The sequence below is a fragment of the Streptomyces sp. NPDC001135 genome, assembly GCF_053598395.1.
The window spans coordinates 300,693-325,008 of sequence record NZ_JBSFKD010000001.1; the positions used below are offsets into that span (position 1 = coordinate 300,693).

Consider the following 24,316-nt stretch of genomic DNA (forward strand, 5'->3'; position numbering starts at 1 on the left):
GGGGCATGAGCCTCAGACACGCACTCCTCGGCCTGCTCTCGGAGCGTCCCGCCAGCGGCTACGACCTGCTGAAGACCTTCGACACCTCGCTGGCCAACGTCTGGCCGGCGACGCAGAGCCAGATCTACACCGAACTGACCAGACTGGCCGGCTCCGGACTGATCACGGTGGCCGCCGAGGGCCCGCGCGGCCGCAAGGAGTACACGATCACCGACGAGGGCATGGCGGAGCTGCGCCACTGGCTGACCGAGGTCGCGCCCCAGCGCAACACCCGCAGCGACATCCTGCTGCGCGTGTTCTTCCTCGGCGTCCTGCGGCCCGAGCAGGCGCGCGCCTATCTGACCGACCTGGTCGAGATGTCCCGGGAGGGGCACGAGCGCTTGCGGGAGCTCGCCGACTCCGTCGACTGGGACGACGACAACCTCTCGGTCTACGGCCGCATCGCGCTGGAGTACGGCCTGCGCTTCAACGCGATGCGGCGGGAGTGGGCCGAGTGGGCGGCCGGCCAGATCAAGCAGCCGTGAGGAACACCGGGTTGGTGAAGGCGGCCAACGGCCCCGGCAGCGGCCCGAGGGCGGCCTCGTGCCGCAGCTCGGCGCGCACGTACGCCGCGCAGGCGGGGGTCGTACGCCACTCGACCGTGCCCGTGCCCGCCACCGGCAGCGGGTCGCTGGTGAACAGCACGCCCTGGTCGGTGACGAAGCGGACCGAGCAGCGCGGGGCGCCCGAGACCTCCAGCCGGGCCGTCACGGGAGTGTCGGCGGGCAGGGTCAGCCGCTCGCCGATGCCGGCCTGCTGCCCGCGCCCGCCCGTCACCGTGAAGGCGAGGGTCACGTTCTTCGACTCGGCCACGTACGAGCGTCCCGCGCGGATGCCCTCCTGGATCGCCTCCCGGGTCAGGTCGTCGGCGAGGACGACCGTCTGGGGGCTGCCGACCGGGTCCGGGTCGCGGTGGGCGTCGCTGTTGCCCATCGCCGGGAGCCAGGGCCGTCCGTGCCGCACGGAGGCGACCAGCTGGTTGTCCCAGTCGGCCAGCGTCACCTCGTCGTCCGGGGTGTAGGGGCCGTTCCACACCTCCACGGCGTCCGCCTCGCCGAAGCCGAACTTCCAGCCGCAGCCGACGCAGGTGGCGTGCGGGTGGGCGGGGACGACCAGGCCGCCGGCGCGGCGGATGTCCCGCGCGAAGCGGGCCCAGCGGTTGTCCCGGGCCCGGTAGCGCCAGTCCACGAACGTGCCGGGATCGGTGCCGAGCGCCACCACGTGGCCGTTGCGGGTGGTGACCTCCTCACCGAGCATGATCAGCAGGTCTTCGCCGGCCTGGTCCGCCCAGTTGGGGTGCGAGGAGTTGGTGTTGTGGTCCGAGGAGTTGATGAAGTCCAGTCCCGCCGCCCGGGCGAGGGCCGCGATCTCGGCCGGGGTGCGGCGGCCGTCGGAGTACCAGGAGTGCAGGTGGCAGTCGCCCCGGTACCAGGCCCGGCCCCGGCCCTTCGCCCGGGAGGGCGGGTACACCGGCCGCGGGGTCGGGCCCGCCTCGCCGTAGGTCAGCGTGACCGTCAGCTCGTACGCCAGGCCCTGCGGCGCCACCGTGTAGGGGCCCAGCGCGACGTACCAGGTGCCCTCCCGCAGCGGGCCGGGGAGGTAGCCCGGCGTCGCGTCGTCGGCGCGGACGAAGAACTCCGTGCGCGCACCGCCCGACCAGCCCCGAAAGCCCCGGCCGCCCAGCTCGGTGCCGCGGTCGTCGAAGAGCCCGATGTCGAGTGCGTTGCCCTGGGTGCCGGCCGGGACCGAGGGTTTGTCGTAGGTGTAGGCGACCTTGATCTCCCGTGCGCCGGCGGGGACTTCGACCGGCACGTACACGAAGTCGGGGGAGCCCGGCGGGAGGGTGCCGTGCACCGTCCGCGTCTCCTGGCCCTGCCCGTCCGCCGCCGCGAAGCTCACGCCTCCCAACGTAAGGGCAGCGGCGGCGCCCGTCACGAACAGCGCGCGTCTGCCGATGCCGTGAGCCTGATCGTGCGTGTCTTCACCCATGGTGGTCACTCTCCCGTCCAGGCGTGAACTCCGGTGAAAGAGAAGGGGATCCGCACCCGACAATGTGTCATGCACGCGCCGTCGTCGGCCATGGTGCGGCATAATGCCGACCAGTCGGTATGGACAGGTGGAGTCCGGTCCGGTACGGATGGGCCATGCGTATCGCCGTCACCATCTTCCTGACCGACGAGACCGTCGTGCCGGTGCGACTCGCCCGCGCACTCGAACAGCGCGGATACGCCGGCCTCTACCTCCCCGAGCACACCCACATCCCCGTGGAGCGAACGACCCCGTACCCCGCCGGCGGCGACCTGCCCCGCGAGTACGGCCGCACCCTCGACCCCTTCGTCGCCCTCGCCCAGGCCGCGGCCGTGACCGAGCGCCTCGGCCTCGGCACGGGCGTCACCCTGCCCGCGCAGCACGACCCCATCGCCCTGGCCAAGCGGATCGCCACCCTCGACCACCTCTCCGGCGGCCGTTTCACCCTGGGTGTCGGCTACGGCTGGAACGTCGAGGAGGCCGCCGACCACGGCGTGACATGGCGCACCCGCCGGGAACTGGTCCGGGACCGGGTGCGGCTCATGCAGGCCCTGTGGTCCGCGGAACCGACGGCCCACGACGGCGGGTTCGGCGGCGTACGGGCCAGCCACGCGTACCCCAAGCCCGTGCGCGAGCCCCGCGGCCCGGTGACCGGTCCCCGCACGCTCGTCGGCGGCGCCGCCGGGCCGAAGCTGTTCGCGCACATCGCCGAGTACGCCGACGGCTGGCTGCCGATCGGCGGCCGGGGCCTCACCGAGTCCCTGCCGGTACTGCGCGCGGCCTGGGCCGACGCGGGCCGCGACCCGGCCGCCCTCCAGGTCGTCCCGTACGCGGTCCGGCCCACCCCGGGCAAGCTCGCCCACTACGCGGACCTGGGCATCGAGGAGGTGGTCCTCCAGCTGCCGCCGGCGGGGGAGGCGGAGGTGCTGCGGGCGCTGGATGCGTACGCGGAACATCTGCCGGGCGCCTGAGGCTGCCTGACGGTGCGTCGGCCCACGCGGGACCGGCTCCTGTCATGGCCATAGGTAAACTGTCAGTGACGAAGCGAGTCGGATGAACAGCGGCAGGCGACCGACCGGTTCGGTTCCCGCACCCGACCCGGCGAAGAGAGCGTCATGAGAATTGCCTGGCTCGCACGGCTCGCCCTGCACTTCGACGAGTTCGACTACAGCAAGGGGCCGCTGCCCGCCACCATCGGCACGGTCTCCGTACTGCTCACCGCCCTGCTCGTCGGCCACGCGCTGCGCCGCCGCCGGACCGTCGCCCTGATCGCCGCCGGCCTCACCTCCGCCGCCGGCATCGGATGGCTGGCCTTCCACTGAGCGGGCACCCCGGGTGGGGGGAACAGGGCCCGGCGGGTGCTCTCCTGCCTGATCAAGCCGAACGTATGCTCAAAGAATGACGACTTCCGCGACCCCCGGAACCGGCCCGACCGAGAACTCCATGCGTCGCGCCCTCAAACGCGCACGGGACGGCGTCGCCCTCGACGTCTCCGAGGCGGCGGTGCTGCTCCAGGCCCGCGGCGAGGACCTGACCGACCTCGCCGCGTCCGCCGCCCGGGTGCGGGACGCGGGTCTCGAACAGGCGGGACGTCCCGGCGTCATCACGTACTCGAAGAGCGTCTTCATCCCCCTCACCCGGCTGTGCCGGGACAAGTGCCACTACTGCACCTTCGTCACCGTCCCCGGCAAGCTGCGCCGGGCCGGCCACGGGATGTTCATGTCCCCGGACGAGGTGCTGGACGTCGCCCGCAAGGGCGCCGCCCTCGGCTGCAAGGAAGCCCTGATCACCCTGGGCGACAAGCCGGAGGACCGCTGGCCCGAGGCGCGCGAGTGGCTCGACGCGCACGGCTACGACGACACCATCGCCTACGTCCGCGCCGTCTCCGTCCGCATCCTGGAGGAGACCGGGCTCCTGCCCCACCTCAACCCCGGCGTGATGACCTGGACGGACTTCCAGCGGCTCAAGCCCGTCGCCCCGTCCATGGGCATGATGCTGGAGACGACCGCGACCCGCCTGTGGTCCGAGCCCGGCGGCCCGCACCACGGCTCCCCGGACAAGGAACCGGCCGTACGGCTGCGGGTGCTGGAGGACGCCGGCCGCTCCTCGGTCCCCTTCACCTCCGGTCTGCTGATCGGCATCGGCGAGACGTACGAGGAGCGGGCCGAGTCCCTCTTCGCGCTGCGCAAGGTCTCCCGGGCCTACCACGGCATCCAGGAACTGATCGTCCAGAACTTCCGCGCCAAGCCGGACACGGCGATGCGCGGCATGCCGGACGCCGAACTGGACGACCTGGTCGCCACGGTGGCCGTGGCCCGGCACATCATGGGCCCGTCCGCCTGCCTCCAGGCCCCGCCGAACCTGGTCGACAGCGAGTACGAGCGGCTGATCGGCGCGGGCATCGACGACTGGGGCGGGGTGTCGCCCCTGACCATCGACCACGTCAACCCCGAGCGCCCCTGGCCCCGGATCGAGGAACTGGCCGCGAAGTCGGCCGCGGCGGGCTTCGTCCTGCGTGAACGCCTCTGCGTCTACCCGGAGTTCGTCCGCCGTGGCGAACCCTGGCTGGACCCGCGGCTGCGCCCCCACGTGAGCGCGCTGGCCGACCCGGCGACGGGCCTCGCCCTCCCGGACGCGCCCGTCGAGGGCCGCCCGTGGCAGGAGCCGGAGGAGGCCTTCGCACCGACCGGCCGTACGGACCTGCACCGCACGATCGACACCGAGGGCCGCGCCGCCGACCGGCGTGACGACTTCGACGAGGTGTACGGCGACTGGGAGGCGCTGCGCGAGGCCGCCGCACCCGGTATGGCGCCGGAGCGCATCGAGACCGACGTGCGCCAGGCCCTGCGCACCGCGGCCGACGACCCGACGAAGCTGACCGACGCCGAGGCCCTGGCCCTGCTGCACGCGGACGGCCCGGCGCTGGACGCGCTGTGCCGGGTGGCCGACGACGTGCGCCGGGCGGCGGTCGGCGACGACGTGACGTACATCGTCACCCGCAACATCAACTTCACCAACGTCTGCTACACCGGCTGCCGCTTCTGTGCCTTCGCGCAGCGCAGGACGGACGCGGACGCGTACACCCTCTCCCTCGAACAGGTCGCCGACCGCGCCCAGCAGGCCTGGGACGTGGGCGCCGTCGAGGTGTGCATGCAGGGCGGCATCCACCCCGACCTGCCGGGCACGGCGTACTTCGACATCGCCAGGGCGGTGAAGTCCCGCGTCCCCGGTATGCACGTGCACGCCTTCTCGCCGATGGAGGTGGTGAACGGCGCGACCAGGACGGGCATGTCGATCCGGGAGTGGCTTTCCGCCGCCAAGGAGTCCGGCCTGGACACCATCCCCGGTACGGCGGCGGAGATCCTGGACGACGAGGTCCGCTGGGTGCTGACCAAGGGCAAGCTGCCGACGGCCACCTGGACCGAGGTGATCACGACCGCGCACGAGCTGGGCATCCGTTCGTCCTCGACGATGATGTACGGCCATGTCGACCAGCCCCGTCACTGGCTCGGTCACCTGCGCACGCTGGCCCGGATCCAGCGCGAGACGGGCGGTTTCACCGAGTTCGTGACCCTCCCGTTTATCCACACCAACGCCCCGGTGTACCTGGCGGGCATCGCCAGGCCGGGCCCGACGACGCGGGACAACAGGGCGGTGACGGCGATGGCCCGCCTGCTGCTCCACCCCTGGATCCCTAACATCCAGACAAGCTGGGTCAAACTGGGCGCGGAGGGTGCGGCGGAGATGCTCCGCTCGGGTGCGAACGACCTGGGCGGCACCCTCATGGAAGAAACGATCTCCCGCATGGCGGGCTCGTCGTACGGCTCGTACAAGTCGGTCCGCGACCTGGTGGCCGTGGCCGAGGCGGCCGGCCGCCCGGCGAAACCGCGCACCACGCTCTACGGCGAGGTGCCCGAGGAGCGGCGGCGGGCGGCGGAGGCCTCCGACGGGCACCTGCCGGAACTGCTCCCGGTCCTGGACTGAGTACGATGATCCGACCCTCGACCTGACGAGGGGCCCCGTAGCGGAGGAGATGCGTACCCGTGGCTGCCCGACTGCCCTCGTGGGCCTGGGTCACCGGCCTGACGGCGGGAGCGACCGCGGTCGTCGTGGCCCTCGCCGTACAGGCGGACCACGGGCCGCATCCCGTGGCCGCCGTGGCCAAGCCGAGCCCGTCCGCGTCGGCGAGCGCCCACACGCCCGCCACCGAGAGGACGCCGGCCACGCCCGCCCTGCCGGACGACTCCGGCACGGGTCGCCGGATCGTGTACTCGGTGGGTGACAAGCGCGTGTGGCTGGTGGACGCGACGGGCAGGGCGACCCGCACGTTCACGGTGTGGCCGGGCTCGGTCGGCCCGCAGCCCGGCCGCTACTCGGTCACCCTGCGCATCCAGTCCCTCAAGGGCTCGGACGGCGTCGAGATCGAGCACGTCATGTACTTCACCAAGGCCGAGGGCGTGAACATAGCGTTCTCCAACGCCCTGGACGGCTCCTCCCCGCCGCCGGCGACCGGCGGGCGGAAGCTGGGCGGCATCCGCCTCCACAAGGAGGACGGAGCCGCGCTGTGGTCCTTCGGCGATCAGGGCACCAGGGTGACGGTCGTCAAGTAGCCTCCCCCTGCCGGGCCGGCAGCTGGTTGACGATCAGGGCGACCCCGCTGAGCAGGAAGATCCGGGTCGCCGCCTCCAGCCCGTTCCAGGTCTTGGACTGCCACATGGAGAACCACTCACCGCCGATCGCGATGAACCCGGCGCCGAAGAGCAGCAACAGCATCAGCAGCCCGTAGGTGGACCAGCGCCGGGCGGCGTCGTCTTTCCGCCACGCCCACAGCCAGGTCCCCCGGATCAGCACCAGGGCCGCCACCGTCTCCCACACGATGATCGCGACATACGCGGTGTCCTGGAGCCAGGTGCTGGTGACGGCCCGCCACATCAGATCGGGGTCCTTGAAGGTGGTGTCCATCGCCAGGACATGCCGTACGAACTGTTGGTTCGTCCCGAAGTCGGTGATGTTCCCGAGGGCGACCAGGGCGATGTAGAGGGCGAGTATGCCGGTGAGCACACCGGCGGCCAGCCTGAGGCCGGAGTGGTGTGTGGGGGTGGTGGTCATGGCTGAATTCTCCCCTGCCCAGCGCCCGGATATCGCGTGGGCATTGCGCCAGAATGAAGAGTCCGGCTTCGGGGGAAAGGCGTACGCATGGCGCAGGCACGGCCGTCGATGCAGGAGCTGATCGGACGGCGCAGACGGGCCGGGTTCGTCGGACGCAGCGATGAACGGGCGGCCTTCCGCGCCAACTTGGACGTACCCCCCGAGGACGAACGCCACCGCTTCCTCTTCCATGTGCACGGCAACGCCGGTGTCGGAAAGACGTTCCTCGTGCGGGAGCTGGAACAGATCGCGCGGGAGCGGGGCGCGCTGACGGCCTACGTCGACGAGAGCGCGGGGAGCCTGCCCGAGGTCATGGCGTCGGTCAGTCGTGAGTTCCTGCGGCAGGGCCGGGAATTCAGGAAGCTCGACAAGGCGTTGGTCAGGTACCGGGAACGGCGGCACGAGGCCGAGGTGGTGATGGCCGGGCTGGAGCCGGAGCCGGAGAGCCCGTCGGCGGTGACGGCGACGGCGGTACGGGCGGGGCTGGCCGGACTGAGCATGGTGCCGGGAGCGGGACCCTTCGTGGGCGCGGTCGACCCGGCTCAACTGTCCTGCTACGCCGAGAGGTTGCGGCGGAATCTCAGCGCCCGGTTCGGCAGCCAGGACGACGTGCAGCTGGTGCTGTCACCCGAGCGTGAGCTGACACCCGGACTGCTCGACGAGTTGGCCACGGTGGCGGCCTCGGTGCCGTGGATCGTCCTGTTCTTCGACACGTACGAAAGGATCGGGCCGTTCGTCGACAGCTGGCTGCACGAGCTGATGACGACGGACCGGCACGGGGCGCTGCCCGCCAACGTGGTCGTGGTCACGGCCGGGCAAGGCCCTTTCGACACGGCTCGCTGGGGCGGCTTCGCCGACTTCGTGACGCATGTGCCGCTCGGGCCGTTCACGGAGGCGGAGGCCCGGGGACTGCTGGCCGACCGGGGTGTGCGGGACGAGCCGGTCGTCGCGGAGGTCCTGCGGCTGACGGGCGGGCTGCCGGTGCTCGTCTCCACCCTCGCGGAGGCCCGACCCGCCGATCCCGGCGACGTGGGAGATCCGAGTGCGGACGCCGTGGAGCGGTTCCTGAAGTGGGAGCGGGATCCGGTGCGGCGGGGGGTGGCCCTGGCCTGCGCGGTGCCCCGGCGGCTCGACGCGGACGTGTTCCGGGCCGTGGTGGACTGCGAGGAGACCACGAGCACATCAGCCGCTGCCGCGGCGGGCGACGCCCTGTACAGCTGGTTGAGAGGCCTGCCGTTCGTCGACGGGCGCGGCGGCAGTCTCCGGTACCACGACGTCGTACGGGCGCCGATGCTGCGGCTGCAGCGGGCACGGTCGCCCCGGGGGTGGGGGGAGCTGCAGCGGCGGCTGGCGGGAACGTTCGGGCAGTGGCGGGGTGAACTCGAAGGGGCGCGGGACACCGAGGAGCTGTGGGCGGACGAGGAGTGGCGGGAGCTGCGGCTGGCCGAGTGCTATCACCGGCTGTGCGCGGGGGACCGGGAGGCGTTGCCGGGGGCACTGCGGGAGTTCGTCCATGCCTGCGCCGCCGGTGACGCCACGGCCCAGCGGTGGGCGCGGGCCCTCGCGGACGCGGGCGAGGATGCCGACGCGGGGCCCGTGGCTCGCTGGGGCGGCGAGCTGACGCAGGCCCTTGGGAACGGCGGAGTGGCCGCGGCACTCGGGCTGCTGCTGCACCGGGCGGCGCTCGACGAGCCGGACCGGGCGCTCGCCCACGCGGTACGGGGCGCCGCGCTGCGGCGCGGCGGGGCGTACGACGAGGCCCTGACCGCGTTCGCGAGTGCCATCGCTCTGGATTCCGGGCTGGCGCGGGCCTACCGTGGCCGGGCCCTGGCCCACGGCGAGCTGGGGGACTACCGGTCGGCACTCGCGGACATGGAACAGGCCGTGGCGCTCGCACCGGACGACCCGTGGAGTCACGCGGTGCGCGGCGAGTACCACCGCATACTGCGCGACCACGACGAGGCGATCCGGCACCTGGACGAGGCGGTCCGGCTCGACCCGGCCAGCGACTTCGCCCGGGCCTCCCGAGGCGCCACCCGCCTCGCCCGGGGGGAGCTCGACAGCGCCCTCGACGATCTGAACCAGGCCCTGGAACTCAACCCGGACTACGCGTGGGCGCTCGCCCGCCGGGCCCGCGTATGGCGCGCCCGCGCCGAGCCCGCCCGTCAGCTCGCCGACCTCGACCGAGCCCTCGCCCTCCAGCCGGACTGGGCCTGGGGCCGCTGCGAACGAGGTGACGCCCTCCGCGTGGCCGGGCGCGACGAGGAAGCCCTCGCCGACTACGACCGCGCGCTCGCCCTCGACCCCGAGTACGCGTCGGCGTACGCGAGCCGGGGCGTGTCGTTGGCCAACCTCGGCCGCCACAGGGAGGGTCTGGCCGACCTGGACCGCGCGGTCCGGCTGAGGCCGGAGTACCCCTGGGCGGAGTGCCGACGGGGCATCGTCCTGCTCGAACTGGGGTCCCCCGATGCGGCGCTGGCCGCCCTGGACAGAGCGAAGTCCTTGTCCCCGCACGACGAGTGGATCCTGGAGTGGCACGGCAGGGCGCTGGCCGCCGTCAGCGATCAGCAGTGAACGCCAGGAACTCCGTCCAGGCGGCGTCCTTGAAGGCGAGTCGGGCGCCGTCCTTGTTCTTGGAGTCGCGGATGTGGATGGTGGCGGGGGTTATTGCCACCTCCACGCATTCAGGGCCGTCGTTGCCGCTGTAGCTGCTCTTGAACCAGTCCAGGGCAGTCATGTCTCCCTCTCCAGTACTTTCTCGATGAAGGCCAGTGACTCTCGGGGCGCGAGCGCCTGGGCCCGGACCATTCCATAGCGCATCTCCATGATCTGGGACTCCCGGGGATCACTGATCACTCGGCTGTACAGCTGGCCTTCAGTGTGTCCCAGGGTCTTGCCGCTCCGGAGCTTCAGCATCTGGATCGAGCCCATCATGCCCGCGTGGTCCTCACAGTCCGTAGGCATCACCTGGATCACCACGTGCCGCAACTTGCTCACTTCCAGCAGGTGTTCCAGCTGCCGCCGCAACACCATTCTGCCGCCGATCGGGCGCCTGAGAGTCGCCTCTTCCTGCACGAACGTGATCTGTGCCAGGGGCACGCGCTCGAAGACCGACTTCCTCGCCATGCGTGCGGAGACGAGGCGGTCGATCTCCTCCTCGGTGTAGGCGGGCCGCCGCATGGCATACAAAGCCCGCGAGTACTCCTCTGTCTGCAACAGGCCATGGATGTGGAGAGCGGCGTAGGCGCCCAACTCAATCGCCTCACCTTCCAGCTTGGCCAAGTCCCGAACGTTCTTCGGATACCGAGCCTTCTCCACGTCCTCCTTCATCGCGGACAACTTCCCGTCCGCACCCAGCACTTCATCGGCCTTGTCGAGAAAGTCCGGCTTCGGAAGCCGGCGTCCGCGCTCCACCGAGGACACCATCTCCTCGCTGTACCCGATCGAGGTCCCCAGCTCGGCCTGCCGCATCCCGGCGGACTCCCGCCACACCTTGATCTGCCGCCCGACCGCCTTGAGTACGGCCTCGGCCTCCTCGTCCTCCACCCTCGCCCCTCCTGACGTACGAGCCGTACGGCCACGCCAATTACCCGGACAGTCACGCTGCGTACCGTGGTCGTCGCTGTTCAGAGTAGGGAGGGGCGGCCACGCTGGGTGACGTGAATGAGAAAACCTGCCTCAGGATCCAGCTGTCCGCCACTCGAAGGGGTGCCCGGCTCGCCCGTCTCCTCACCGAGCGCCAACTGGACGAGTGGGGCGTGCCGTTCGAGGGGGCGGCGCACATCGTCGCGGAGCTGGCGTCCAACGCCGTACTGCACGGGCGGGTACGGGGGCGGGACTTCCGGCTGGAGTTGGCGCTCCGTGACGACGGCACCCTCCGTATCGAGGTGACCGACCCCCGGGGCGACCGGGTCCCGTGTCTCCACGACCCGGTGGCCGAGGGGTCGGAGACCGGCCGGGGCCTGCGGATCGTCGCGGCGTACGCCGACCGCTGGGGCGTGGAAGAGGCACCGGCGGACGCGAAGACCGTATGGGCCGAACTCGTACCGGGTCGCGGCGGTCCATGACCCGGTGGCTCCCGACCCCCAAAGACCAAAGAACCGGGGAAAGAACCGAACCCACTTCCTGGGCCGTGTTCGTCGCCGTCGAACGACATCCGGAACGGGCTGCTCGCCTGCGCGAACTGGAGCACATCGTGGATGCCGGGGCTCACCTCTCGGCTGCCGGGACCAGCTCCGGGTTGAACCTGTAGGAGATCGACTCCAGCAGTGGCTTGCGCTTGGTGTTGTGGAAGGCCGCGATGCGCCATGTGCCGTCGTGCTGCCGGATCAGTGTGTACGTCTGGATCTTGCTGAGCTTGCGCGGTCGTTTCGTCTTGTAGGTGTCGCCGCGCCCGTTGACCACCGCCACGTCCGGGCCGTGGAAGCGGATGTCGAGGACCTCGTCGGCGAGCTTGGTGTCCTTGAGGAAGCTCGTGAACAGGGCGCGGTGGCTGTCCACGATGTCCCGGCGGCCCTGGTAGAAGGTGCCGACGTAGGTGATGTAGGTGGCGTCCTCGGTGAACAGCTCGCCGTAGGCGTCGGCGTCCTGGCGCTCCCAGGCGGCGACGAGTTCCTCCAGTACGGCGGTGACGGCGGTGACCTCGGGGGCGGTGGCGTTCGGCATGGTGGAGTTCTCCCCTGCTCGTTAGACTGCGTGCAGATTCTGAACGTAAGCAGTATCTGCATCCGTGCAGATAAATTTAGGAGAGGATCCGGGTGATGGCAACCCCCTTGGGTGGCGGCGACGAACATGTGATCTTCCGTCAGTACCTCGATGCCGTAGGCCTCCAGGGGCTGGCCAGTGCCGAAGCCGCCGGCCTGCACACATCGGAGTGGTACGCGCTCAGCCTGATCGCGGTGGAGGGCGGACTCACCTCGGGTGAACTGGCCACCAGGACCGGCCTGACCACCGGTGCCACCACCCGCCTGATCGACCGCCTGGAGCGGGCCGGGTACGCGCGTCGCGCCTCGGACCCGAGGGACCGCCGACGGGTGATCGTGGAACCGGTCCCGGACGCGCTCGCCCGGGTCGAGGAGGTCGTGGGCCCCGCCCGCCGTCACATCGCCGAGGTCCTGTCCCGCTACAGCCCCGAGCAGCGGGCGTTGCTCTTCGACTACTTCGAGCGCGCCGCACCCGCGTTCCGCGCGGCCACCGAGGAGATCCGCAAGGCGGTCGCGCCGAGGCGCAGAAGGACGGCCCGGACCCAGGACGGCGGCTGACCCCCGGGTTCCACGGTGCTTCAGCGCACCGCCTCCCCCGCCACCACCGGCCGGACCGTCGTCAGGAGCAGGTTCAGGAACTGGTCGGGGTGGCGGAACGACGCGAAGTGGCCGGCCTCGGGGATGAGGGCGAAGTCCTTCACCGGGGCGGTGAGCGCCTCGTAGAAGCGGCGGGCCGGTTCCGGTGGGGTGAGGACGTCGCTGTCGCCCTGGAAGAGGAAGACGGGGAGGCGGAAGGCGGTGCCCTCGGCGTATTCGTCGATCGTCATCGCCTGGGGGCCCAGCGGCTCCGAGAAGGTCTGGGCCTTGAGGTAGGCGCGCAGGTCCCGCAGGGTGTGGAGCGGGGAGAACCAGAGGGAGCGGATCACGACCGTCTTCATCGTGTCGTAGGTCAACGGGTCCGTCGTCACCACCGTCTTCGCGTACTCCGCCCACTCGTGCGCCGACCAGGCCGAGCGGTCCGGGCCCATCGCCGCCATCTGTGCCAGCTGCTTCTTCTTGCCCGCCTTCTCCAGGCGGGTCAGCAGCGACTCGTAGGCGGTGGTGTCACGGCCGCCGCCGATGATGTTCTGGTCGGTGCCGACGTACGCCGCGTACAGCTCGGGGTGGTTGCGGGCCAGGCGGAGGCCGGTCACCGTGCCGAAGCTGTTGGCGAGGAGGACCACCTTGTCCACACCCAGGCGGGTACGGATGTGGTGCGTGACCTCCAGGGCGTCCCGGTACAGGCGGTCGAGGGTCAGCTCGCCCTGGTCCTCGGGGGCCGCCGCGAAGGTCCTGCCGGCGCCGCGCATGTCCCAGCGGACGATCGTGAAGTGCCGCTCCCAGGCGCGGGTGCGCGGGAGGAAGACCAGGTTCGAGGAGCCGGGGCCGCCGTGGATCTCCAGGATCACGGGGTTCGTCCGGTCCTCACCGCGGACGGAGATCCACTGGTCGATGCCGCCGATGCGGACGTACGAGGACTCGTCGACGCCGTTCGGCGTGGTGATCGCCAGCTTCCTGGCGAGAGCGCGGCGCTTGAGGGCGCGGTAGGTCAGCAGCATGGTGTTCCCCCTAAACTGTTTATGCCATCAGCTGTCCGGTGTGGGGTTTACGGTATATACAGTTGTTGGCGGAGTCAACGGGCTGCGCCGAAGCCGATGGGAGGGGCCTGGTGGCCGGACGGAGCAAGGAACGGCAGCGGGACGAGAGCGGCGGCCCGCGAGCGACCCTCGCGCTGCTGTGGGGCGAGCGGGACAGGCCCACCCGTGGGCCCAAGCCGAAGCTGACCCCGCAGCGCATCGCCACGGCCGCCGCCGCACTCGCCGACCGCGAGGGGCTGGACGCCGTTTCCATGAGCAAGGTCGCCGGCGAGTTCGGGGTCTCGGCCATGGCGCTGTACCGGTACGTCCCCGGCAAGACGGAACTCGTCGAGCTGATGGTGGAGGCCGTGCTGGACGAGGGGCCGGATCTGGCCGGAGTGCCGGAGGGGGACTGGCGGGCGGCCGTACGGGAGTGGACCCGGCAGTGCGCACGTGTCTACGCGGCCCATCCGTGGCTGCTCACCGCCACCGCGATGCGCCGCCGGATCATGGGCCCCTGCCAGCTGCGGTGGCTGGACGCGGCGCTCGCCGCGCTGGAGCCCACCGGACTCGACGGGGCCCGGCGCCACCAGGTCTTCCTGCTCCTGATCGGACTCGTCCGCAATCTCGCCCAGCAGCACAGCGACTACGACGAGGCGCAGGACGCCGAGTGGAACCGGCTCTCCGCCGAGCTGCTCGCCCGGCACGCCGACCGCTTCCCGGCCCTCACCAGGGCCGTGGCCGAGGGCGCGTTCGAACCGAACGGTATCGATCCGCTCCGGTTCGGACTCGACCGGATCCTCGACGGAGTCGAAGCGCTCGTAGCTGGGCGGGAATGACCCGCGGAGGGTGGTTTGCCCCCGTGAACGGACCGTTCCGCGTCGATTACAGTGCCTAGCGTCGTACGGATGGACGGTGCCATGAGGAGGTCTGCGTGGGTGCGACATCCGGCGCCGTCTGGGGCCGAGCCGAACAGCAGGACTTCCGCAGCCGGGTGCGCGGCGCCCTGCTCGGGGTCGCCGTCGGGGATGCGCTGGGCGGGCCCGCCGATCCGCTGTCCGTGGAGGAGATCCGGACCGCCTACGGCCCCGAGGGCCTGCTCGACCTGGCCTTCGGACACGGGCGGCGCGGTACGGTCACCCACCACACCCAGCTCACCCTGTTCACCGTGGACGGCCTGATACGGGCGCAGGTGCGCCGGGACACCGGCGCCTGGCATCCGCCGACCGATCTGCACCGGGCGTACCTGCGCTGGGCGGCGACCCAGCGCGACTGGGGGCCCGACGAGCGGCGCAAGGACGACGGCTGGCTCGCGCGCGAGGAGTGGCTGTACGCCCGTCGCGAGCCGACCCGGGCGCTGCTCATCGGGTTCGGCGACGCGACCATGGGCACGCTGGAGTCACCGAAGAACCCCGGTGAGCTGGGTCCGGAGGCCGTGGCCCGGTCGGCGCCGTTCGGCCTGCTGGTCGGCTGGGAACCGCAGCTGGTCGCGCAGCTGGCGGTGGAGTGCGCGGCGCAGAGCCACGGGCATCCCATCGCCTATCTCTCGGCGGGCGCGTACGCCGTGATCGTGCACGGGCTGGCCCGGGGCGACAGCCTGGACGGTGCCGTGCAGCGGGCCCTGGCCCTGCTCGCCGCCCGGCCGGGCCACCAGCCCGTCTCGGACGCGCTGCAGCACGCGCTGGGCGCGGTGCGGCAGGGGATTCCCGGTCCGACGCGGGTCGAGGAGCTGGCCGGCGACGGTACCGCGGACGGGCTGCTGGCGGCGTCCGTGTACTGCGCCCTGGTGGGGGAGGACGTGCGGCACGGGCTGTGTCTGGCGGTCAACCAGAGCGGGCCGTCGGCGGCGGCGGGCGCGCTGACCGGCGGTCTGCTCGGCGCCCTGCACGGCGAGACGGCCCTCCCGCCGGGATGGCTGGTGGAGCTGGAGGGCCGTCCCACGATGCTGGAACTCGCCGACGACTTCGCGATGGAGATGACCCAGGGCCCCGCGCTGCACGGGCCCGCGGGGTCGTCGCCGGGGTGGCTGGCCCGGTACCCACGCGCCTGAGCCGGGCACGGACGCGCGGTCAGGTGTCCTAAGCCCGGGTGCAGGTGTGCTCCGTCGTGCTGCCGTTCTCGTCCACGTGCCTGATGTGCAGGACCTTGTTGGCGTACATCACCTCCAGCCGCTGACCGGAAGCGGCGCTGGACGTCCCGGGCGGCTGCCAGGGGAGGACCTGGTTCACGAAGGTGCCGACCGACGCGGGGACGTTGGAGGCGGCGGCGCTCTGCCCGCCGGAGCCGCCGCCCATGTCCTCGGGCACGCTCATCACCAGGCGCCCGCCCTGGAGCGACCAGGTGCCCCTGACCGACTTCCCGCTGCCGCTCATCGACCACGTGCCGTCGGCGATGTCCATGGAGTAGGAGAAGGGGGCCCCGGAGGAGGGTTTCGAGGTGACCTTCCAGGAGCCGCGGACGAACGCCGCGAACGCCTTCCCGGTCACCCCGGGCGTCGGTGACGATCCGCCCGTACCGGAGGTGCCCTTGCCATCCCCCGTCCCCTGGCTCTTCCCCTTGCCGTCGTCGTTGCCCTTGCACGCCGCCAGCAGCGATGCGCCGACGCCGAAGGCGAGATACCGCAGGGCGGTACGGCGGCCCACCAGCCGGGAGGCCGCCCGCCACGCTTCGATGCTCATTCGTTCCCCGTTCCTGCCGATCAATGTCAACCGGCAGGTTACAGAGGCTGGTTGGGTGCTCCCACTCCATCGTCCCCGGTCCCCGCGGGCACCGGAACCGCGGCCACCGCATCACCGTCGGTGTTGACCTTCTCGATGATCGCCAGGCGTTCCGGGGTGTCCTCCGGTTTCAGGTGGCCGATGGCGACGTACAGGACGAGGGACACCGCCAGCGGGACGGAGACCTGGTACTGGAGGGGGACCCCGCCGGAGACGTTCCAGCTGACGGGGTAGTTGACCAGCCAGAACGCCAGCAGGCCCGCCGCCCAGCTGGTCAGTGCCGCCGTGGGGCCGGAACGGCGGAACGGGCGGAGCAGGCCCAGCATCATCGGGATCGCGATCGGGCCCATCAGACCGGCCACCCACTTGATGACGACGGTGATGATGTCCTTGAAGGCGGGGGAGTTGACCTGTGTGGCCACCGCCATGGACAGGCCGAGGAAGACGACCGTCGTCACGCGGGCGGCGATCAGGCCCGAGCGCCGTCCCCATGCCCGGGCCCGTGCGGACAGCACGGGCGCCACGTCCCGCGTGAACACCGCCGCGATCGCGTTCGCGTCGGAGGAGCACATGGCCATGGTGTGGGAGAAGAAACCGACGATGACCAGGCCCAACAGGCCGTGCGGCAGCAGCTGTTCGGTCATCAGGCCGTAGGAGTCGGAGCCGTCCGGTTTCTGGGCGTGGACCAGGAGCGGGGACATCCACATGGGGAAGAACAGCACGACCGGCCAGACCAGCCACAGGACCGCCGACAGGCGGGCGCCGCGCTCGGCCGCGTACGCGCTGCCCGTCGCCATGTAGCGCTGCGCCTGGTTGAGCATGCCGCCGTTGTACTCGAAGAGCTTGATGAACAGGAAGGCGAGGAGGAAGACCGTCCCGTAGGGGCCGATCAGGGGCTTGCCGTGGCCGTGCAGGGCCGGCTGGTGCCAGGCGTCGAAGAAGCCGATGTGCCGGTCGTTCAGCTTCAGCACGACGGCGACGAACATCGAGACGCCGGCCAGCAACTGGATGACGAACTGGCCGAGTTCGGTCAGCGCGTCCGCCCACAGGCCGCCGATCGTGCAGTACACGGCCGTGATCGCACCGGTGATCAGGATGCCCTGGTGCAGCGTCACGCCCGTGAACACCGACAGCAGGGTGGCGACGGCCGCCCACTTCGCGCCCACGTCCACGATCTTCAGCAGCATGCCGGACCACGCGAGCGCCTGCTGCGTGGGCAGGTTGTAACGGTTCTTCAGGTACTCCAGCGGGGAGGCCACACGGAGCCGGGAGCGCAGCCGGTTGATGCGCGGAGCGAACAGCTTCGACCCGATGGCGATGCCGAGCGCGATGGGGAAGGACCAGGTGACGAAGGAGGTGACGCCGTAGGTGTAGGCGATACCCGCGTACCCGGTGAACAGGACCGCGCTGTAGCCCGACATGTGGTGCGAGATGCCGGAGAGCCACCAGGGCATCCTGCCGCCGGCCGTGAAGAAGTCGGAGACGTCGTCCACGCGCTTGTGCGACCAGACGCCGATCGCGACCATCACACCGAAATAGCCGATGAGCACGGCCCAGTCGAGACTGTTCATGTGCTCGATCGTGAGTGCGTTCACATGAACACGACAAGCAAGCGTAAGGTCAAGTCGCCGTAAAATCGTCCTACTTGGTGACCAGAGTTTATGTACATGAACTTCGCGCCCAGGGTGCCCGTTGCCTCAGCGCATCAGCTCTCCCGCGTTGACCAGCAGGGACTGCCCGGTGATGGCGCGCGCCCGGTCCGAGGACAGGAACACCGCCGCGTCCGCCACGTCCCCGTCCGTCGCCAGGTCCGGCAGGGCCATGCGCTCCGTCAGCCGCCCCAGGACCTCCGCCTCCGGTACCCCTTCGCTGTCCGCGGTGAACTGGACGTACGCCCGCACCGGCGGCCCCCACATCCAGCCCGGCAGTACGGTGTTGACCCGGATCCGGTGCGGTCCCAGTTCCCTGGCCAGCGAGTACATCGCGCTGGTCAGCGCCCCCTTCGAGGCGGCGTACGCGGCCTGCTCCACCTGGGAGGGCGCGGCGACGGCCGACTGCGTCCCGATGAAGACCACCGAGCCGCCCCCGCCCGCCTTCAGCGCCGGCAGGCAGGCCCGTGTCATCCGCAGGGTGCCCAGCAGGTTCACGTCGATCACCGACTGCCAGGTCGCGAAGTCCGCGTCCTCCAGTCCGCCGAAGTGGGAGTCCCAGGCGGCCACGTGCACCACCGCGTCGATGCCGCCGAACCGGGCCCGCGCCAGCTCCGCCAGCGCCGCGCACCGGTCCTCGTCGGTGATGTCCGTCGGCCGGTACGCCGTGCGCGTGCCGTCCGGGTCGATCTCGGCCGCGCTCTTGGCGAGGTTCGCCTCGGTGCGGGCCCCGAGCACCGCGTTCCCGCCGTCCCGCACGACGGCCGCGGCGACCTGGTGGCCGAGCCCGGCGCCGACTCCCGAGACGACGACGGTCTTGCCTGCGAGCAGGGACATCGGGGCCTCCCGCGGTATGGCGCTTTATCTGACGGGGCGTCAGAGTATGGCGCACCGCAGGAAAGGGGAAGCGCATGAGCGAGGACACCCGCAGCGCGCTGTACGGCGAGCTGGCCGCCGTCGGCCCGTACGGCGTCCACCCGGGCCACGCCCTGATCACCATGGTCGAGCCGCACCCCGGCCACGAGTACGCCTACAACCGCTGGTACGAGGACGACCACTACTACGCCGGCGCGATGGCCATGCCCTGGATGTACGCGGGCCGCCGCTGGGTCGCCACCCGGGACCTGCAGCTCCTGCGGTACCCCGAGAAGTCGGCCGTCGCCCGGCCCGTCACGGCCGGCTGCTACCTCTCCACCTACTGGATCACCGACGGACGCTACGACGACCACATGAAGTGGACCGTCGCCATCAACAAGCGCCTGAACCGCGACGCCCGTGTCCACCACGCCCGCACCCACGTCTTCACGGCCTTCCAGGACCACGAGACGACGGTGTACCGGGACGGCGCGGCGGGCCCCAGGGACTTCCACGCCCTCGACCACCCCTACGCCGGGCTGGTGCTGGAGGTGATCGACAGCGAGTCGGCCGGGCAGCGGGCCGAGCTCCTGCGGTGGCTGCGCGTCCGGCACCTGCCGACGCGGCTGTCCGGCTCCCCGGCCGCGATGGTGACCGTGTTCCGGCCCACCCCGCTGCCCGGCGACCGCATGACCTACGTCCGGCAGGTCGAGGGCGTGGACACCCGGCTGACCCTCCTGTGGTTCCTGGAGAAGGACCCGCGGGAGTGCTGGGAGGGCCACTTCACGGGTCTGGACGAACAGGTGGCCGAGTCGGGGCTGGGGAGGCTGGAGCTGATCGCGCCGTTCATCCCCACGGTCCCGGGCACCGATCGCCACGTCGCGGAACTGCGCGGCTGACCGGTGCCGGGCCGGCGGACGGGAAGGGTCACTTCAGCGCGTCGGGGCAGGGAGTACCGCGAGGCAGCTGGTACGGCGCCGCCAGCCTGTACGTCCCGGCCCGCGGGGCGAGCAGCATCGTCCACTTGTCGCCCTTGGCGTCCTCCGGCGTCTCCATCAGACACCCGTTGACGTTGACGTACGTCTTCGCCTTCGTCTCCTGCGGCGCCTTCAGGCTCTTGCCGTGCTCGTCGACGATGCTCAGCCACGGCGAGTACGGGATCCTGATCAGGATCCGCCCGGCCTTGCGCACCCGCAGCGTCATCTCGCCCTGCCCGGCGCGGTCCACCACCGCGTCCGGCTCGGCGAGCGGCGTCGGATCGGTCACCTGGAACAGCTGCCAGTTGGCGTCGCCCCAGACCTGCTCCAGATACGGCATCCCGCGCCGGAGCAGTTCCACCTCGCGCTCGCCGCCGTCGCCGTCCGGGTCGTCCTTCGGCAGGACGACGAAGTGGACGGACCAGCGCTGCAGCCACTCGTGATAGTTCGCCGAGTTCAGGGTGTCGTCGTAGAAGAGGGGATTGCGCTCCATGTCGGCCTGCCGGTTCCAGCCGCGCGCCAGGTTGACGTACGGCGCGAGCGCGGACGCCTCCCGGTGCGAGCGGGCGGGGACGACCTCGACGCGGCCCTTCTCGGCGCCGGCCTTCTGCAGCTGGTGGACGAGCGGGGCGAGCTCGCGGGCCCAGGACGCGGCCGGGGTCGTGTGCATGATGTCGTCGACCGTCTTGAAGCCGATCCAGCCGGCGAAGCCGAGGAGCGCCAGCACGGTCGTGTACCACCTGCGCGACTTGCGCACCGTGAACGGCAGGGCCGCGATGAGCGTCGCGCCCGCGAACAGCATCGGCAGCCGCGAGATGTTCGACCCGATCTGCGAGCTGATCAGCCACACCAGGACCACGCCGACGCTGTAGACGGCGGCGGTCAGCCGGACGGTCACCCACTCCTTCGGCACCAGGAACAGGCACAGCAGGCCGTAGAGCAGGGGCAGTATCACCGACCCTATGGTCATCGGCTGGGTGCCCGAGAACGGGAAGAGGAAGTAGGAGGCGGCGACCACCGCCGTCGGGGCGAGCCCCAGCGCCCAGGCGCCCGGCCGCCGCTTCTGCAGGAACAGCGAGGCCGCGACCAGGCCCACGAACAGCCCCGAGACGGGCGAGGCCATGGTGGAAAGACCCGCCAGGGGAGCGGCCACCGCGGCCTTCGCCCAGCGTTTGTACCGCCACCGGTACGGCCAGCAGAAGACGGCCGCGACGGCGCCGAGCGCGAACATCGTGCCGAGAGCGAAGGTCACCCGGCCCGAGATCGCGTTGCACAGCAGCGCGAAGATCCCGGCGAGCGAGGCCCACAGCGGGTTCTTCACCGCCCGGCTGCGGATCATGACCAGGGTCAGCAGGCCCGCCGAGACGGTTCCGGCGATCATCATCGTCGTACGGACGCCGAGGACGGCCATCAGATACGGCGACACCACGCTGTACGACACCGGGTGCATACCGCCGTACCAGGCGAGGTTGTACGCCGAGTCCGGGTGCCGGCCGACGAACTCCGCCCACGCGTCCTGGGCCGCGAGATCACCGCCACTGTTCGCGAAGGTGAAGAACCAGACGATGTGCAGGACACCCGCGAGGGCCGTCATGGACAGCACGGGGTGCCGGAGCAGCCGCTGCCGCAGGGGCTCGGCGGCGGCGAGGAGGCCCGCGAGCCGGCGCGGGCGGTTGCCGGGACGATCACGGTCGGTAGCGCCGTCCGGGCGGTCGGTGTGACCGCCGGGCACGCCGGTGCGACCGTCCGGGAGGTCGGTGCGACGCTCCCGGTCAGCTGTGGACAGGCGTATTCGCGGGCCGGATCCCGAGCCCGGATCGGCGTCGTCGGCGCGTGTCGGCTCCGCTGTGGCCACCTGAAGGCACTCCCCGTGTCCCGTCTTTTGTTCTCGGCCGTGGTCCGTGGTCTACCGGCCGCTTCTGTTCCCGGCCGGGTTCCCTGGTGTTCCCGGCAGCTTTTCGTTCAGTTCGCGGTCGTGTCCCGTGACCGGCGACCTGCCCCGATTCGTGACGCTAGCACGCAGCCCGCCGCGGGGCTCCCGGGTGGGGCGCCGCAGGCGGGCTGCGCGGGGCGGGCGGACGGCGGTGCGAGCGGTGCCGCGCTCAGCCCAGGCGGGTCAGCTTGGCACCGAAGCCCGGCTCGGCCAGATCCTTCTGCAGGGCGACCGGGACCTTCACCGCGCCGGCCGTACCGTCACCCACTGTGAGCATGCCCACCTTGGTGCCGGCCTTCGCGGTGTGCGGCACCTTGCCGGAGGTGAAGGACAGCTTCACCTTCAGACCCGCCCAGCCCACGGCCGGGACGTCCTTGGTGAGCACGATCGGGGTGTGGCCGCCGAGCTGGTCGTCCACATAGCCGACCACGTCGCCCTTCTTCAGGATCTTCGTCGAGGTCAGCGCGTTCTGGGCGGCGAGCAGCGCGGTCTTGCTGACGTCATTGACCGTTTTGAGGATCGACGTCCCCCGGTGCTGGCCGAGGATCGCCCCGACGATCGTCACCGTCTGGCCGTCGACCTGCTTGCGGGAGGCGAAGAGCAGGTTGCCGCCGGCCACGGAGGTGCTGCCGGTCTTGATGCCGATCGCGCCGATGAGGAACGGCAGGTGGTTGACGTTGTCCCAGTACTTGCCGGTGGGGTCGGTCCAGCTGGCCGCGCTGGTGATGGCGACCAGGGCCGGGTTCTTGGTGACCGCGCGGCCGAGCTTCACCTGGTCCTCGGCCGTGGAGACGGTGGACGGCGTCAGCCCCGAGGGGTCGGTGTACGTCGTGTTGGTCATCCCCAGCTCCTTGGCGGCGGCGTTCATCTTCTTCACGAACGCCGCCTCCGAGCCCACGTCCCAGCGCGCCAGCAGCCGGGCGATGTTGTTCGCGGAGGGGATCATGACGGCCGACAGGGCCTGCTTCTCGGTGAGGTACTGGCCGGCCTTGACGGTGTTGAGCGTGGACTCGCCGCCGCTCTTGTCGTAGCCGCCCTCCTTCTCCGCCCGCGCGTCCACCTTGATCTTCGGGCCCTCCTCGCCCGGCTTCAGCGGGTGGTCCCGGAGGATGATGTACGAGGTCATGGTCTTGGCGACCGAGCCGATGGCCACGGGGGTCTGCTTGCCGAAGTGGCCCATCGTGCCGATGCCGTCGCCGTCCATCCAGCCCTGTCCCTCGCTCGGCCAGGGCAGGTCGGTCGTGCCGTCGAAGGTGTAGCTGTCCTTGACGGTGAGCGCGAGGGTGGGGGACGGCAGCGGGCGGAAGGCCTGTACGACCGTGAAGACGACCGCCAGGAGCAGGACCAGGGGGGTCCAGATCTTGATCCGGCGCACGACGGTGCGGACCGAGGTCTCCGGGGGCGGCGGAGTGTTCGTCAGCTCCGCCAGGAGGTCCAGCGGGGGCTTCGGGGGGAGGGGTTGCTGGGTGGTGCGCTCGGGGCCGACCTGGGGGACGGGGGTGGTGGCGTCCGGCGCGGCGGGCTTGGCGGACGGCTTGGCGGCGGGCTTGGGCGCCGGCGCGATGTCGTTCTTCAGCGCGACGAACTTGCTGGTGCGCTCGGGGTCGGAGTCCGGGGTCCCGGGGGCCTTGGAAGTCCCGGGTGTGTCCGGCTTGCTGCCGAGCTTGAGCATGGTCGTCGGCTGGTCGACCCGCGGGGCCGGCTTGGGGGATATCGCCTTGAAGACGGTGGTGGGCTGATCGATGGCGTCCGCCGCCTCGGCTCCGCCATCGGCTCCGCCGTCCTCGGCCTTCGCCTCGGCTTCGCCCTCGGCGTCGGCGTCGTTCCCACCCGCACCACCCGTGCGGGTCTCGTTGTCGGCCGCGGGTGGCCCCTGCGGGTCGTCCCCGCCGTCGGCGTCCTCGGGCGCACCCTCGACGCCCTCCACCCCGGCTCCGCCGTCCTCGGCCTTGGCCCCGGCCTCGCCGTCCTCGGCCTTGGCACCGGCCTCGCCGTCCTCGGCCTTGGCCCCGGCCTCGCCGTCCTCGGCCTTGGCACCGGCCTCGCCGTCCTCGGCCTTGGCCCCGGCTTCGGTGTCGCCGGGCTCGGGTTCCTTCGTCTCTGCTTCGCCTTCGGCGGCCTCTGCCTTGGCGTCAGTCCTCGCGTCGGTCTCCGCGTCGCCGTCCGTGTCGGCCGCGGAGTCCGGCTCCGCCTTCGCCTCCGTGCCGGCCTTCACGTCGTCCTCGTCCGTGGACCGACCGGCATTCGGCTTGGCGTGCGCGTCCGCCTTCTTCTCCGCCTTCGCGCCCGCGCCCGCGTCCGCCGTCCCCTTCGTGCCCGCGTCGGCGTCGGCGTCGGCTTCCGCGTCCGCCTTTGCCGTCGCGTCCGCCTTTGCCTTCGCGTCCGCCTTCTCGGCGTCGTCCTCGGCCTCGTTCCGTCCGGTCTTCGGGCCGTCCGTGGTGGCCGAGTTGGTCTCGGGGGTGTCCGCGGCACGCACCCATGCCGAGACCGCGTCGCGGAGGGCGGTGTCCTCCTCGGGGGTTTCTCGTACCGACAGGATCGTCGTCGCGGTGTCCACGCCGCCGGAAGAGGAATCCTTTTCGCGGGAGACCGCGAGGCGCGGATCGCGGGCCTCGGGAACCGGACCCGTGTTCCCCGGCGTCGGTTCTGCC

22 protein-coding genes are annotated in these 24,316 nt (G+C 71.2%); 11 read left to right on the forward strand and 11 right to left on the reverse strand.

The window, feature by feature from the left end:
• Positions 1-5 precede the first annotated feature (5 nt).
• Entirely contained in the window at positions 6-524 is a 519-nt protein-coding gene (locus ACWC94_RS01525) for a PadR family transcriptional regulator (RefSeq protein WP_450794311.1), read from the forward strand.
• On the opposite strand, the gene ACWC94_RS01530 is transcribed toward ACWC94_RS01525, so the two are convergent.
• On the reverse strand, positions 511-2,028 hold the full coding sequence (locus ACWC94_RS01530; protein WP_450794312.1) for a CehA/McbA family metallohydrolase: 1,518 nt from the start codon (positions 2,026-2,028) through the stop codon (positions 511-513). The genes ACWC94_RS01525 and ACWC94_RS01530 overlap by 14 nt on opposite strands.
• A 155-nt stretch (positions 2,029-2,183) precedes the next feature.
• Between ACWC94_RS01530 and ACWC94_RS01535 the strand changes: the two genes are divergently transcribed.
• The 4 genes from ACWC94_RS01535 to ACWC94_RS01550 all read left to right on the forward strand — a co-directional run bounded on the left by ACWC94_RS01535 (position 2,184) and on the right by ACWC94_RS01550 (position 6,677).
• Positions 2,184-3,038, forward strand: coding sequence for a TIGR03619 family F420-dependent LLM class oxidoreductase (locus ACWC94_RS01535; RefSeq protein ID WP_450794313.1), 855 nt, complete (start codon positions 2,184-2,186; stop codon positions 3,036-3,038).
• A 144-nt stretch (positions 3,039-3,182) separates the two neighbouring features.
• Positions 3,183-3,389, forward strand: a complete 207-nt coding sequence (locus ACWC94_RS01540; RefSeq protein ID WP_450794314.1) for a hypothetical protein — start codon at positions 3,183-3,185, stop codon at positions 3,387-3,389.
• A 76-nt stretch (positions 3,390-3,465) separates the two neighbouring features.
• The gene (locus ACWC94_RS01545) at positions 3,466-6,051 is read left to right on the forward strand and encodes a bifunctional FO biosynthesis protein CofGH (protein WP_450794315.1); all 2,586 of its coding nucleotides are present in this window, start codon (positions 3,466-3,468) and stop codon (positions 6,049-6,051) included.
• 59 nt (positions 6,052-6,110) lie between these two features.
• A complete protein-coding gene (locus ACWC94_RS01550) occupies positions 6,111-6,677 on the forward strand; it encodes a hypothetical protein (RefSeq protein WP_450794316.1) in 567 nt (188 codons plus the stop codon).
• On the opposite strand, the gene ACWC94_RS01555 is transcribed toward ACWC94_RS01550, so the two are convergent.
• Entirely contained in the window at positions 6,670-7,176 is a 507-nt protein-coding gene (locus ACWC94_RS01555) for a DUF2165 domain-containing protein (RefSeq protein ID WP_450794317.1), read from the reverse strand. The two genes, ACWC94_RS01550 and ACWC94_RS01555, sit on opposite strands and share 8 nt — an antisense overlap.
• A gap of 87 nt (positions 7,177-7,263) precedes the next feature.
• Between ACWC94_RS01555 and ACWC94_RS01560 the strand changes: the two genes are divergently transcribed.
• A complete protein-coding gene (locus ACWC94_RS01560; RefSeq protein ID WP_450794318.1) occupies positions 7,264-9,789 on the forward strand; it encodes a tetratricopeptide repeat protein in 2,526 nt (841 codons plus the stop codon).
• Here ACWC94_RS01560 and ACWC94_RS01565 read toward each other — a convergent pair.
• Both ACWC94_RS01565 and ACWC94_RS01570 read right to left on the reverse strand, forming a co-directional pair.
• Positions 9,773-9,952, reverse strand: a complete 180-nt coding sequence (locus ACWC94_RS01565) for a DUF397 domain-containing protein (protein ID WP_450794319.1) — start codon at positions 9,950-9,952, stop codon at positions 9,773-9,775. The two genes, ACWC94_RS01560 and ACWC94_RS01565, sit on opposite strands and share 17 nt — an antisense overlap.
• Entirely contained in the window at positions 9,949-10,761 is an 813-nt protein-coding gene (locus ACWC94_RS01570; RefSeq protein ID WP_450794320.1) for a helix-turn-helix domain-containing protein, read from the reverse strand. The genes ACWC94_RS01565 and ACWC94_RS01570 overlap by 4 nt, the downstream gene beginning before the upstream one ends.
• 104 nt (positions 10,762-10,865) lie before the next feature.
• Between ACWC94_RS01570 and ACWC94_RS01575 the strand changes: the two genes are divergently transcribed.
• The gene (locus ACWC94_RS01575; protein WP_450794599.1) at positions 10,866-11,282 is read left to right on the forward strand and encodes an ATP-binding protein; all 417 of its coding nucleotides are present in this window, start codon (positions 10,866-10,868) and stop codon (positions 11,280-11,282) included.
• 142 nt (positions 11,283-11,424) lie between these two features.
• Here ACWC94_RS01575 and ACWC94_RS01580 read toward each other — a convergent pair whose 3' ends face one another.
• The gene (locus ACWC94_RS01580) at positions 11,425-11,880 is read right to left on the reverse strand and encodes an SgcJ/EcaC family oxidoreductase (RefSeq protein ID WP_450794321.1); all 456 of its coding nucleotides are present in this window, start codon (positions 11,878-11,880) and stop codon (positions 11,425-11,427) included.
• A 95-nt stretch (positions 11,881-11,975) separates the two neighbouring features.
• On the opposite strand from ACWC94_RS01580, the gene ACWC94_RS01585 reads away from it, so the two are divergent.
• Positions 11,976-12,476: a MarR family winged helix-turn-helix transcriptional regulator gene (locus ACWC94_RS01585; RefSeq protein ID WP_450794322.1), complete on the forward strand. Its 501-nt coding sequence runs from the start codon at positions 11,976-11,978 to the stop codon at positions 12,474-12,476.
• 20 nt (positions 12,477-12,496) lie between these two features.
• Here ACWC94_RS01585 and ACWC94_RS01590 read toward each other — a convergent pair whose 3' ends face one another.
• Entirely contained in the window at positions 12,497-13,516 is a 1,020-nt protein-coding gene (locus ACWC94_RS01590) for an alpha/beta fold hydrolase (protein WP_450794323.1), read from the reverse strand.
• A 110-nt stretch (positions 13,517-13,626) separates the two neighbouring features.
• Here ACWC94_RS01590 and ACWC94_RS01595 point away from each other — a divergent pair, with 110 nt between their 5' ends.
• Positions 13,627-14,373: a TetR/AcrR family transcriptional regulator gene (locus tag ACWC94_RS01595; protein ID WP_450794324.1), complete on the forward strand. Its 747-nt coding sequence runs from the start codon at positions 13,627-13,629 to the stop codon at positions 14,371-14,373.
• 95 nt (positions 14,374-14,468) lie between these two features.
• A complete protein-coding gene (locus tag ACWC94_RS01600; RefSeq protein WP_450794325.1) occupies positions 14,469-15,584 on the forward strand; it encodes an ADP-ribosylglycohydrolase family protein in 1,116 nt (371 codons plus the stop codon).
• A 28-nt stretch (positions 15,585-15,612) separates the two neighbouring features.
• Here the strand turns inward: ACWC94_RS01600 and ACWC94_RS01605 are convergent, their stop codons facing one another.
• From ACWC94_RS01605 to ACWC94_RS01615, 3 genes are all read right to left on the reverse strand, one after another.
• Positions 15,613-16,212: a hypothetical protein gene (locus ACWC94_RS01605; protein WP_450794326.1), complete on the reverse strand. Its 600-nt coding sequence runs from the start codon at positions 16,210-16,212 to the stop codon at positions 15,613-15,615.
• A 38-nt stretch (positions 16,213-16,250) separates the two neighbouring features.
• On the reverse strand, positions 16,251-17,822 hold the full coding sequence (locus ACWC94_RS01610; protein WP_450794327.1) for a sodium:solute symporter family protein: 1,572 nt from the start codon (positions 17,820-17,822) through the stop codon (positions 16,251-16,253).
• A gap of 126 nt (positions 17,823-17,948) precedes the next feature.
• Complete coding sequence (locus tag ACWC94_RS01615) at positions 17,949-18,737, reverse strand: SDR family oxidoreductase (RefSeq protein ID WP_450794328.1); 789 nt, start codon at positions 18,735-18,737, stop codon at positions 17,949-17,951.
• 74 nt (positions 18,738-18,811) lie between these two features.
• On the opposite strand from ACWC94_RS01615, the gene ACWC94_RS01620 reads away from it, so the two are divergent.
• Entirely contained in the window at positions 18,812-19,654 is an 843-nt protein-coding gene (locus tag ACWC94_RS01620; RefSeq protein ID WP_450794329.1) for a hypothetical protein, read from the forward strand.
• Between the two features lie 28 nt (positions 19,655-19,682).
• On the opposite strand, the gene ACWC94_RS01625 is transcribed toward ACWC94_RS01620, so the two are convergent.
• The gene (locus ACWC94_RS01625; protein WP_450794330.1) at positions 19,683-21,587 is read right to left on the reverse strand and encodes an MFS transporter; all 1,905 of its coding nucleotides are present in this window, start codon (positions 21,585-21,587) and stop codon (positions 19,683-19,685) included.
• A gap of 247 nt (positions 21,588-21,834) precedes the next feature.
• Positions 21,835-24,222 carry a D-alanyl-D-alanine carboxypeptidase gene (locus tag ACWC94_RS01630; RefSeq protein ID WP_450794331.1) on the reverse strand — a complete coding sequence of 796 codons (2,388 nt, stop codon included), beginning with the start codon at positions 24,220-24,222 and terminating at the stop codon, positions 21,835-21,837.
• Positions 24,223-24,316: the final 94 nt, after the last annotated feature.